General features: G+C 53.6%; 10 protein-coding genes. 6 read left to right on the forward strand and 4 right to left on the reverse strand.

Annotation, left to right across the window (positions count from 1 at the left end):
• The first annotated feature begins 2 nt into the window (after positions 1–2).
• The gene (gene sspB / locus OGY06_RS01240; RefSeq protein ID WP_003025130.1) at positions 3–506 is read left to right on the forward strand and encodes a ClpXP protease specificity-enhancing factor; all 504 of its coding nucleotides are present in this window, start codon (positions 3–5) and stop codon (positions 504–506) included.
• Between the two features lie 55 nt (positions 507–561).
• Here sspB and dcuC read toward each other — a convergent pair whose 3' ends face one another.
• Positions 562–1,929, reverse strand: a complete 1,368-nt coding sequence (gene dcuC / locus OGY06_RS01245; RefSeq protein ID WP_003828798.1) for an anaerobic C4-dicarboxylate transporter DcuC — start codon at positions 1,927–1,929, stop codon at positions 562–564.
• A 359-nt stretch (positions 1,930–2,288) separates the two neighbouring features.
• On the opposite strand from dcuC, the gene nanR reads away from it, so the two are divergent.
• From nanR to nanQ, 5 genes are all read left to right on the forward strand, one after another.
• Positions 2,289–3,080 (forward strand): transcriptional regulator NanR, encoded by a 792-nt coding sequence (gene nanR, locus OGY06_RS01250; RefSeq protein WP_126317335.1) that lies wholly within the window; start codon positions 2,289–2,291, stop codon positions 3,078–3,080.
• A 259-nt stretch (positions 3,081–3,339) separates the two neighbouring features.
• The gene (nanA, locus tag OGY06_RS01255; protein ID WP_003828793.1) at positions 3,340–4,233 is read left to right on the forward strand and encodes an N-acetylneuraminate lyase; all 894 of its coding nucleotides are present in this window, start codon (positions 3,340–3,342) and stop codon (positions 4,231–4,233) included.
• Positions 4,234–4,342: 109 nt separating this feature from the next.
• A complete protein-coding gene (gene nanT / locus OGY06_RS01260; RefSeq protein ID WP_003828791.1) occupies positions 4,343–5,833 on the forward strand; it encodes a sialic acid transporter NanT in 1,491 nt (496 codons plus the stop codon).
• 97 nt (positions 5,834–5,930) lie between these two features.
• Positions 5,931–6,800 carry an N-acetylmannosamine kinase gene (nanK, locus tag OGY06_RS01265; protein ID WP_218667145.1) on the forward strand — a complete coding sequence of 290 codons (870 nt, stop codon included), beginning with the start codon at positions 5,931–5,933 and terminating at the stop codon, positions 6,798–6,800.
• A gap of 2 nt (positions 6,801–6,802) precedes the next feature.
• Positions 6,803–7,270: an N-acetylneuraminate anomerase gene (gene nanQ / locus OGY06_RS01270; protein ID WP_063941630.1), complete on the forward strand. Its 468-nt coding sequence runs from the start codon at positions 6,803–6,805 to the stop codon at positions 7,268–7,270.
• A 58-nt stretch (positions 7,271–7,328) separates the two neighbouring features.
• Here the strand turns inward: nanQ and OGY06_RS01275 are convergent, their stop codons facing one another.
• From OGY06_RS01275 to OGY06_RS01285, 3 genes are all read right to left on the reverse strand, one after another.
• Positions 7,329–8,609, reverse strand: a complete 1,281-nt coding sequence (locus tag OGY06_RS01275) for a cytosine deaminase (protein ID WP_063941618.1) — start codon at positions 8,607–8,609, stop codon at positions 7,329–7,331.
• Positions 8,599–9,849, reverse strand: a complete 1,251-nt coding sequence (gene codB / locus OGY06_RS01280; protein ID WP_286604478.1) for a cytosine permease — start codon at positions 9,847–9,849, stop codon at positions 8,599–8,601. Before codB ends, OGY06_RS01275 begins: the two co-directional genes overlap by 11 nt.
• Before the next feature lie 247 nt (positions 9,850–10,096).
• A complete protein-coding gene (locus OGY06_RS01285) occupies positions 10,097–11,515 on the reverse strand; it encodes a glutamate synthase small subunit (protein ID WP_063941616.1) in 1,419 nt (472 codons plus the stop codon).
• Positions 11,516–11,517: the final 2 nt, after the last annotated feature.

Consider the following 11,517-nt stretch of genomic DNA (forward strand, 5'->3'; position numbering starts at 1 on the left):
GTATGGATTTGCCACAGCTAACACCACGCCGTCCGTATCTGCTGCGCGCGTTCTATGAGTGGTTGCTGGACAACCAGCTCACGCCGCATCTGGTGGTGGATGTGACGCTCCAGGACGTGCAGGTTCCAATGGAATATGCGCGTGACGGGCAAATTGTTCTGAATATTGCACCGCGTGCGGTGGGCAACCTGGAACTGGCTAACGATGAAGTGCGCTTTAACGCGCGCTTCGGTGGTGTGCCGCGTCAGGTGTCTGTGCCGTTGGCTGCCGTTCTGGCAATTTATGCACGTGAAAATGGCGCCGGTACGATGTTCGAACCGGAAGCCGCCTACGACGAAGATGTTGCCAGCTTAAATGATGACGACAACGACGCGTCTGGTTTTGAGAGTGAAACGGTCATGTCGGTCATTGATGGCGATAAGCCTGATAATGGCGACGACAACGATCCGGATGATACTCCGCCACCGCCTCGCGGTGGGCGTCCAGCGCTGCGCGTAGTGAAATAAATAGTGAAATAAAAAACAGGCCCTTTGGGGCCTGTTCTGTTTTCTGGCTTTGGCATCAATAAAACAGCGCGATGGTGGCTACCATATTCACCACAAATCCTACTGCCATCGGGATTGCTGTTCGTTTTACCACTTCAAAGGGCGATACGCCGGCAATACCCGATGTCACGACAATGACCGCGGTAATGGGTGACACCGCCCGGGCCAGCGTAGTGGCAAAATGCATCGGCATAATCATTACTACGGCAGGAATATGCAGCCCGGCGGCAATATCCGGAATGAGGCTGGCAAAAGACATAAACGGCGCGTTGCCTGACCCCATGACGATCGCACAGGCGGCAATGACTACAGCCATGATGATCATCACGCCGATGCCGCCAAGACCGGAATGCTCTGCGCCTTTTATGACGGCGTCGACAGTCCCGATAGTCGTCAACCCTTTCGCAAAGATTTCACCGGCGACCACCAGCGTGACAACGTTGGCAAACTGCGTCCCCATGCCGTCAAAAAAAGCCTGCACATCATCCATCGTTTCGCGCAGATTATGTTTATGCAGGAATTCAACAAACATAGTCAGCGTCATGCTCATCAACATCACCACCACCAGATTCAACTCTGCTTTCATTAGTCCCATTTGTGCAAGGGCAAGCGAGCCCAGCATCAGGATCAGCGGCATGACAGGTAGAATGGCGTAATAGAGCGGAGGTACGTTTTCCAGCGTCTTTTGTTCCGCAAATCCGTTACTTTCCGGTGCGGCTTTTTTATCAAATTGACGCTGAACGAAAAAATGCGCAATGGCGACGGCGACAATGACACACGACGCGACGGGCAACTGGTATTGAAAAAAATAGGTGGCGATTTTCATGCCCGCGACCTGCGCGGCAAAAATAGAGTTGGTTTCCAGAATGCCCCATTCAATCGACATCGAAGTGGCAATGACCGCAACAGCGGATAAACGGCTCACGCCAAGACTAACCAGTGTTGGGAACAGCGTCACCATCAGCAACATACCTAACCCGGATGCGCTGGTAATGAACTGCGCCATGATCTGACCAATCACATAGGTGGCGGCAAGAACTACATAGGGGGAACGGATTAGCTTGAGCGGGCGACTTAACAGGCTAACCATCGCTCTGCTGGCCCCCATTCTGTCCATATAACGGGCATAACCGCCCACCGCCATGATTGATAACCCCAGTCCGGCCGCACGGTTGGAGAGCATACGCAAAATTTCGTTGTAAATATCGACCAGTAGATAGCCACTGCTTTTGTCGTCAGCGACCAACGCGCCGTAGCCCAGCCAGACGCCGCAGATCATCAGAAAGATCCCGGCGGCGGCCAGCACGACCTGCGGTTTGTAGTTTTTGAGGATCAGGTAACCCATCGTTAATAAAACGATGACAGAGATAATGATGCCGAACATTGTTTCACTCCATGCCAGAGAAGAAGATAAATCCGGTAATAACGCTGTTGTCAAAACGGATGTTATATTTTTCTGGGCATTTTTTATGGAGTGAATATCTTATTTTTAATTCAATGATGTAATTATTTATCGTTATAAAATAGAATGTTATGATAAATTATCACGTTCATGTTCATAATTTTCATGAAGCTATTTAACTCCATTCAATTAAAATGAGGCAGAAGATACTCGCTTAAAATAATATTGCTGTTACGTATATTATCAATAAGCCAGCCGGATCAGATCGTCCATCATTTCACCCTGCTTTCGATCCTGTGTTAGGATAAACCCGCTGTTGTTTGTCACCACGACTTAGCTGAATGGACCCTATGAACGCATTTGATTCGCAAGCTGAAGACTCTCCATCCACCATTGGCCGTAGCTTACGCAATCGCCCGTTGGCGCGTAAAAAACTGTCTGAAATGGTTGAAGAAGAACTGGAGCAGATGATTCGTCGTCGGGAATTTGGCGAGGGCGAACAGTTGCCGTCTGAGCGGGAGCTGATGGCCTTCTTTAACGTGGGCCGTCCTTCTGTACGAGAAGCGCTGGCCGCGTTAAAACGCAAAGGTCTGGTACAAATCAACAACGGCGAGCGCGCCCGCGTTTCGCGTCCTTCAGCTGATACCATCATTAGCGAGCTGTCTGGTATGGCGAAAGATTTCCTCGCACATCCCGGCGGCATTGCCCACTTCGAGCAGTTGCGACTGTTCTTTGAATCCAGCCTGGTACGATACGCCGCCGAACATGCGACAGATGAGCAAATCGACAGACTGGCTAAAGCACTGGAGATCAACAGCCAGTCGCTCGATGACAATACGTTGTTCATCCGCTCGGACGTTGATTTTCACCGTGTACTGGCTGAGATCCCGGGTAATCCTATCTTTATGGCTATCCATGTTGCGCTGTTAGACTGGCTGATTGCCGCCCGTCCGACCGTTGCCGATCAAGAGTTGTATGAGCACAACAACGTGAGTTATCAGCAGCATATCGCGATTGTAGAAGCTATTCGTCAGCGCGATCCTGAGGAAGCTGACCGCGCACTGCAAGAACACCTCAACAGCGTTTCCGCGACCTGGCACGCCTTCAGCAAAAGTAAAAAATTGCGTAAGTGATCGCGATCCTGACGATCGTTTAAACACAAAATCATTCAAGTTGCATCAAGGCGGCAGGAGAGCGAGTTCCCTGGAGCATAGATAACTATGTGACAGGGGTGAGCGAACGCAGCTAACGCAGAGGCGGCTCGAAGGATGACGTGTTTAGTGAAGTAGATCGCACTATAAGCGTTCTCTATTGTATTGCTGCTTATTTGATCTGGTATAACAGGTATAAAGGTATGCAGTCAGATAACACTAATCATCGTCAGAGGTCGTTATGGCAAGAGATTTAAAAGGCGTAATGCCAGCGTTGTTAACCCCATTCGATAACCAACAGAGACTGGACATCGAGAGTTTGCGCCGCCTGGTGCGTTTCAACATTGGTCAGGGTGTAGACGGGCTCTATGTCGGTGGCTCAACGGGTGAGGCCTTTGTCCAAAACCGCGTTGAAAGAGAGCAGGTACTGGAAATTGTTGCCGAAGAGGCGAAAGGTAAGGTGACGCTGATCGCCCACGTTGGCACGGTGAGTACTGAAGAGAGCCAACAGCTGGCGAGCGCGGCACATCGTTACGGCTTTGATGCCGTTTCGGCCGTTACACCGTTTTACTATCCGTTCAGCTTTGAAGAACATTGCGATCACTACCGCGCAATTATTGATTCCGCTGATGGTTTACCGATGGTGGTCTATAACATTCCGGCGCTGAGCGGCGTAAAACTGACGCTGGATCAGATCAACACGCTGGTGACGCTGCCGGGCGTTGGTGCTCTGAAGCAAACTTCAGGCGATCTCTATCAGATGGAACAGATCCGCCGCGCTCATCCCGATCTGGTGCTTTATAACGGCTATGACGAAATCTTCGCTTCCGGACTGCTCGCGGGCGCAGATGGCGGTATCGGTAGCACTTACAACATCATGGGGTGGCGCTATCAGGGAATTGTGAAAGCGCTCAAAGAAGGTGACATTCGCACGGCGCAAAAGCTGCAAACCGAGTGCAATAAGGTTATCGATCTGCTTATTAAGGTTGGCGTGTTCCGCGGCCTGAAAACAGTACTGCACTATATGGATGTGGTTTCTGTCCCACTGTGCCGTAAACCCTTTGCCCCGGTAGATGAACACTATCTGCCGGAACTGAAAGCGCTGGCAAACCAACTGCTGGCGGAAAAGGCGTAATCGCGGGTCGCCGGGGGCGCTTCGCTTGCCCGGCCTGGATTTTCGACCGTAGGCCGGGTAAGGCAAAGTCACCACCCGGCACAACAACAAAAATCGTCGGGAGAGTAAAATGAGTACTTCTACCCAGAACATCCCGTGGTATCGCCATCTCAATCGGGCTCAATGGCGGGCATTTTCCGCCGCCTGGCTGGGATATTTGCTTGATGGTTTCGATTTTGTGTTAATCGCCCTGGTGCTGACAGAAGTGCAGGGCGAATTCGGACTGACGACGGTGCAGGCCGCCAGCCTGATCTCGGCCGCCTTTATCTCCCGTTGGTTTGGCGGGTTAATGCTGGGGGCAATGGGCGACCGCTACGGACGCCGTCTGGCAATGGTCACCAGCATCATTCTGTTCTCTGTGGGAACGCTGGCCTGCGGTTTCGCGCCGGGCTACACCACCATGTTTATCGCCCGCCTGGTTATCGGTATGGGAATGGCCGGTGAGTATGGCTCCAGCGCAACCTATGTTATTGAAAGTTGGCCTAAACACCTGCGAAACAAAGCCAGTGGTTTCCTGATTTCCGGCTTTTCCGTTGGTGCCGTGATCGCCGCCCAGGTTTACAGCCTGGTGGTCCCGGTCTGGGGATGGCGTGCGCTGTTTTTCATCGGCATCCTGCCAATTATCTTCGCCCTCTGGCTGCGTAAAAATATTCCGGAAGCGGAAGACTGGAAAGAGAAACACGAAGGCAAAGCGCCGGTACGCACGATGGTGGACATTCTCTACCGGGGCGAGCATCGGGTAATTAATATTCTGATGACGCTCGCCGCTGCAACCGCGCTGTGGTTCTGCTTTGCTGGCAACCTGCAAAATGCGGCTATCGTGGCGGTCCTGGGACTGATATGCGCCTTTATCTTCATTAGCTTTATGGTGCAAAGCAGCGGGAAACGCTGGCCGACGGGCGTGATGCTGATGGTGGTCGTGCTATTTGCCTTCCTGTACTCGTGGCCGATTCAGGCGCTGTTGCCAACCTATCTGAAAACGGAACTGCTGTACGATCCTTCCACGGTGGCCAGAGTGCTCTTCTTTAGCGGCTTTGGTGCGGCGGTTGGTTGTTGCGTCGGCGGTTTTCTTGGTGACTGGCTGGGCACGCGTAAAGCCTATGTCTGCAGTCTGCTGGCCTCGCAGTTGCTGATTATTCCGGTATTTGCGATAGGCGGTTCAAACGTTTGGGTACTGGGTTTGCTGCTGTTTTTCCAACAAATGCTCGGCCAGGGGATCTCCGGGATCTTACCAAAACTGATTGGCGGCTATTTCGATACCGATCAGCGTGCGGCGGGATTGGGCTTCACCTATAACGTGGGCGCACTGGGCGGGGCTTTGGCACCGATCATCGGCGCGCTGATTGCCCAACGTCTTGATCTGGGTACCGCGCTGGGATCGCTCTCTTTCGGCCTGACATTTGTAGTGATCCTGCTGATTGGTCTTGATATGCCGTCCCGTGTACAGCGCTGGCTGCGTCCTGAAGCGTTGCGTACGCATGATGCCATTGATGGTCGACCGTTTAGCGGTGCCGTGCCGTTCGGCGGTGACAAAAGCACCATGGTGAAATCCAAAAGTTAATCCAATTGCCCGGTGCTGAACCGGGCAATAGCCGTAAGGGAAGAAATATGTCGTTCTTCGAGCTACAGAGCGCCACCACGATGCATGAGGCTGCGCCATGACCACACTGGCGATTGATATTGGCGGCACCAAATTGGCTGCCGCGCTGGTAGAGAACAATCTGCAAGTCCGCGAGCGGCATGAACTGCCGACGCCTGCCAGTAAAACGCCGCAAGCGCTGCGCGCTGCGTTACAAACACTGGTTGCACCGCTACAGGGGCGTGCTAATCGGGTGGCGATCGCCTCGACGGGGATTATCCGTGAGGGGGCTTTACTGGCGCTGAATTCGCATAACCTCGGCGGGTTGATGCATTTTCCGCTGACACAAACGCTGGAACAAATCACCGACCTGCCGACGCTGGCCGTCAATGACGCACAGGCAGCGGCGTGGGCTGAGTACCATGCGCTTGGTGGTGAGTACCGCGATCTGGTGTTTATTACCGTCTCCACAGGCGTGGGCGGGGGAGTCGTCAGCGGTGGGAAACTGCTGACTGGAATCGGCGGTCTGGCAGGGCATCTGGGACATACGCTGGCTGACCCGCATGGGCCCATGTGCGGCTGCGGGCGTGTGGGCTGCGTTGAGGCGATCGCATCCGGTCGTGGAGTAGCGGCGGCAGCCGAAGGCGCGCTTGCCGGATGCGACGCCAAAACTATTTTTAGCTGTGCCGGGCAGGGGGATGAGCAGGCAAGTCGGTTGATCCATCGCTCAGCGCGAACATTGGCAAGGCTTGTTGCCGATGTGAAGGCCACGACCGATTGCCAGATTGTGGTGATTGGCGGCAGCGTTGGGCTGGCTGAAGGGTATCTGGCGCTGGTGGAACATTATCTGGCACAAGAGCCTTTGGCCTATCACGTGGAATTGCTGGCGGCGCATTACCGTCATGACGCTGGATTACTGGGGGCCGCGCTGTTGGCCCAGGGAGAATGATGATGATATCAGATGCGTTGAATTCACTGCCTTCTGCCGGATTACATCCGGTCTTGCAGCAGGCGTTAACGCTTGCCATTGCGGCGAATCCGCAGGAGAAGATGCCTGGGCGCTACACGTTGCAGGGCGAGAATATTTTTATGAATGTCATGCAATTTACAACGCAGAGCCCAGAGCAAAAGAAAGCGGAGCTGCATCAGCAGTACATTGATATTCAGATGCTGTTGTCCGGCGAAGAACGTATTCTGTTTGGGATGACCGATTCTGCTCGTCACTGCGAAGAGATGCACGTTGAGGATGATTATCAGCTGTGCAGTCAGATTGCCGATGAGCAGGCTATGGTACTGAAGCCGGGAAAATTTGTGATTTTTATGCCGGGCGAGCCGCATAAACCGGGTTGTGTGGTGCAGGCCCCGATGGACATCAAAAAGGTGGTGATCAAAGTCCGCGCCAGTTTATTACAAGCTTGAGAATGAGAGACTGTGTCGGATGGCAAGGCTTACGCCATCCGACATGGGATGTAACGACCTAGCGCTTAAACGTCACCGTTTCTGGCTGCGTCAGATGCAGTGTGGTTTGGCTTGGGACCGTCTCGGCAATGACTCGACCATGACGAATGGAATAACGGGCAGGCGTCTGGCGACGAACCGCGTCAAACCCATTTTCTGCAGGCAAAATCACCAGATTCGCAGAATTCCCCACGTTCAGACCGTAGTCCTGCAGGTGCAGGGTTTTCGCGCTGTGGGTGGTGACCAGGTTCAACCCATCGTTAATTTGTCCGTATCCCATCAACTGGCACACGTGTAATCCCATATGCAGCACCTGCAGCATATTCGCAGTGCCCAGCGGGTACCACGGATCGAAGACGTCATCATGACCGAAGCAGACGTTGATCTCCGCCTCCAGCATCTCTTTGACGCGCGTAACACCACGACGCTTAGGGTACGTGTCGAAGCGCCCTTGCAGGTGAATATTCACCAGTGGATTTGCGACAAAGTTAATACCGGACATTTTCAACAGACGGAAAAGACGGGAAGCATACGCGCCGTTATAGGAATGCATTGCCGTGGTATGGCTGGCGGTCACGCGTTCGCCCATATTGTAGCGATGCGCCAGGGCCGCAACGGTTTCAACAAAGCGGGATTGCTCATCATCGATTTCGTCACAGTGCACGTCGATAAGTCTGTCGTATTTTTGCGCCAGAGCGAAAATCTTATGCAGCGACTCTACGCCATATTCACGCGTGAATTCAAAGTGCGGGATCGCGCCAATGACGTCGGCGCCCAGACGCACGGCTTCTTCCAGGAGCGCTTCACCGTTGGGATAAGAAAGAATGCCTTCTTGCGGGAACGCGACAATCTGTAGCTCTACCCATGGAGCGACTTCTTGCTTCACCTCCAGCATGGCTTTTAGCGCCGTCAACGTAGGGTCGGAAACGTCAACGTGAGTACGGACATACTGGATGCCGTTGGCCATCTGCCACTTCAGGGTCTGCATGGCGCGCGCTTTGACGTCTTCGTGAGTGAGCATTGCCTTACGTTCAGCCCAGCGCTCAATGCCCTCAAACAGCGTACCAGACTGATTCCAGCTCGGCTCGCCCGCGGTTTGCGTAGTGTCCAGATGGATATGTGGCTCAACGAACGGTGGGATAGCCAGACCGCCTTCAGCATCAAGCACTTCACCCTGTGGTATCGTCGCTGCGTCTTGAGGCTCAATACGGCTAAAGCGCCCGTTTTCAATCGTGATTTGCCATAACCCTTCACGTCCCTGTAAACGCGCCTGATGAATGGTGATGTTATTATTCTGCATGGCTGACCTCCGGGGATTTAGCAAGGCTGCGATTGAAAAGTGGATTCAGCAGGATATAGCTGAATACGCCGCCGAGTACGGCATTGACGGGCACGATGCCTGGAATATAGTGACCTGCGGCAATGCCCAGTGCAACGGACAGGAGCGCTATCCAGTTTACGGAAATAAATTGCACTTTGCTGAAGTCGGCATATCGGCGATGGTTCAGCAGATAGTCGGCGATGATCACCCCGCCAATCGGGGGAATCGCTGCCGACAGAAATGTCAGCCAGCCGACAAAGTTATTGTAAAGCCATAGCGCGCACAGTGTGCCGATAATACCGTTAGCCACTGACAGCGTACGGCTGGAAAGGCCGGTAATATTGGCAAATCCCAGGCCCGATGCATACAACGCATTATCGTTGGTGGTCCAGATATTCAGGCCGAGAACGATGATTGCGGGCAGCAGCAGTCCCTGGGCAATCATCACGTCAGAGATATCCGCCTGCCCAACCGCAGCCGCGCCCGCAGCGCCGAAGATAAACATAAGCGAATTGCCGAGGAAAAATGCCACCATGGCGATTAGCACCGCACCTTTGGCGTTGCGACCAAAACGGACGAAGTCAGCGGTTAACGTCCCTGCGCTGACAAACGAGCCGACTACCAGCGCCAGTGCGGTGGAGAAATCCAGCGGCGTTTGCGGCACTATCGCTTTTAAATGCTCCAAACCGCCGACATCGCTCACTGCCAGCCAGACAGAGTAGCTGCCAAGAATGACGATGGCAGGTACGGCGATGATAGATAAAATGGTCAGCGCTGAGATGCCAAAAAAGATGGTCAGGGTCATCAGCAGACCGGAAACCGCAATCAGGATATTGACGTCAATTCCCGTCGCTTTGCCAACCGGGATAGCAAACATGGCCACACCAACGCCAAACCAGCCTACCTGTGTGCCGCCTAACAGCAGAGAGGGAAGCCATGAACCTTTCACACCAAATGAGTAACGCGCCAGAAGGTGGGTTGAGAGCCCTGTTTTTGCGCCGATAAAACCGAGAAATGCAGTGTAAATACCGAGGAGAAGATTACCGAAGAGAACTGCCAGGAAGAAATCATTATAAGAAAGACCGGTACCGAGTGTGCCACCGGTCCACATACTGGCGGAAAAAAATGTGAGCCCCAACATCACAAATGTTAGTGGAACTACGCCTTTTCGCGCCGCCAGAGGGACGGGGCCCTGGCTATAATTGTTGTCTTGCGACACAACGCCTCCATGAATTTTGCCCAAAAAATCCGCCGCATAATATACAGTTCTCAACGTAAAGCAAACGTTTTCGTCTGATTTTTACATGGTTATTATTCATGATGTTGATGTGTTTGGGGTGTTAAGGTTATTTGCCCTGTTTACTAAAGGTGTTGTCAGACTGGCTTAATCGGCAGGTTTGGCGGTATTGCGGCAGGAATTTGGCATCTCACCCACCAGGGCAGATGAGATGCCTTAAGAGGCTGTATTACACTTCCAGGTAGTTCAGGATGCCGTCCGCCGCTTTACGACCTTCGGCAATCGCGGTGACTACCAGATCCGAACCGCGCACGATGTCACCACCGGCGAAGATTTTCGGATTGCTGGTCTGGAAGGCGTTGTCGCTGCGCTCAGGAGCAATAATGCGGCCCTGAGAATCCAGTTCGACGCTGTGTTTTGCCAGCCACTCCATACTGTGCGGACGGAAGCCAAACGCCAGTACCACCGCATCTGCCGGAACAACGTGTTCGGAACCGGCGACGATCTCCGCACGGCGACGGCCCTTCGCATCCGGTTCTCCCATTTCGGTACGCGCCATTTTCACACCGCATACCTTACCGTTGGCGTTCACTTCCACGCCTAAAGGCTGGACGTTGAACTGGAATTCGACGCCTTCTTCACGCGCATTTTTCACTTCGCGTTTGGAACCCGGCATGTTCTCTTCGTCACGACGATAAGCACAGATAACGTGTGCTGCGTTCTGGCGAACCGAGGTCCGCACGCAGTCCATCGCGGTATCGCCGCCGCCGAGAACGACGACGCGTTTGCCTTCCATGCTGATGTACGGCTCGTCGCTGTTTTCGCCAAAGCCCATCAACTGTTTGGTATTGGCGATCAGGAACGGCAGGGCATCAAATACGCCGGAAGCGTCTTCGTTTTCCAGCCCACCGCGCATAGACTGATAGGTACCTACGCCAAGGAACACGGCGTCATAATCTTTCAGCAGATCGTCAAGCTGTACATCGCGGCCCACTTCCACGTTCAATTTGAACTCAATGCCCATACCGGTGAAGATTTCACGACGGCGGGTCATCACCTCTTTTTCCAGTTTGAAGGCTGGAATACCGAAGGTCAGCAGACCGCCGATTTCCGGGTGGCGGTCAAATACCACCGCCTTCACGCCGTTGCGGGTCAGCACATCAGCACAGGCCAGGCCTGCCGGACCGGCACCGATGATCGCCACGCGCTTGTCGGTTTGACGCACGCCGGTCATATCCGGGCGCCAGCCCATTTCGAATGCTTTATCGTTGATATAGCGCTCGATGTTGCCGATAGTTACCGCGCCGAACTCATCGTTCAGCGTACAGGATCCTTCACACAGACGATCCTGCGGGCACACGCGGCCACAGACTTCCGGCAGAGTGTTGGTCTGGTGCGACAGTTCTGCTGCTTCAAAAATACGCCCCTCGTTCGCCAGTTTCAGCCAGTTCGGGATGTAGTTATGCACCGGGCACTTCCACTCGCAGTACGGGTTACCGCAGGACAGGCAGCGGTCTGCCTGTGCTTTGGCCTGGCCTTCGGAAAACGGCTCGTAGATCTCGATAAACTCGATCTTACGGATCTTCAGCGGCTTCTTAGGCGGATCAACGCGCTGCAGGTCGATAAATTGGTATACGTTCTGACTCATTG

It is taken from the genome of Citrobacter sp. Cpo147, from assembly GCF_030332405.1.
Classification (GTDB): domain Bacteria; phylum Pseudomonadota; class Gammaproteobacteria; order Enterobacterales; family Enterobacteriaceae; genus Citrobacter; species Citrobacter portucalensis.

Excerpts from the sequence above, each read along its gene's own strand:
- nanQ (WP_063941630.1), top strand. The coding sequence starts at position 6,803 with ATGATATCAGATGCGTTGAATTCACTGCCTTCTGCCGGATTACATCCG.
- OGY06_RS01285 (WP_063941616.1), bottom strand. The coding sequence starts at position 11,515 with ATGAGTCAGAACGTATACCAATTTATCGACCTGCAGCGCGTTGATCCG.
- nanR (WP_126317335.1), top strand. The coding sequence starts at position 2,289 with ATGGACCCTATGAACGCATTTGATTCGCAAGCTGAAGACTCTCCATCC.
- sspB (WP_003025130.1), top strand. The coding sequence starts at position 3 with ATGGATTTGCCACAGCTAACACCACGCCGTCCGTATCTGCTGCGCGCG.
- nanK (WP_218667145.1), top strand. The coding sequence starts at position 5,931 with ATGACCACACTGGCGATTGATATTGGCGGCACCAAATTGGCTGCCGCG.
- OGY06_RS01275 (WP_063941618.1), bottom strand. The coding sequence starts at position 8,609 with ATGCAGAATAATAACATCACCATTCATCAGGCGCGTTTACAGGGACGT.
- nanA (WP_003828793.1), top strand. The coding sequence starts at position 3,340 with ATGGCAAGAGATTTAAAAGGCGTAATGCCAGCGTTGTTAACCCCATTC.
- nanT (WP_003828791.1), top strand. The coding sequence starts at position 4,343 with ATGAGTACTTCTACCCAGAACATCCCGTGGTATCGCCATCTCAATCGG.
- dcuC (WP_003828798.1), bottom strand. The coding sequence starts at position 1,929 with ATGTTCGGCATCATTATCTCTGTCATCGTTTTATTAACGATGGGTTAC.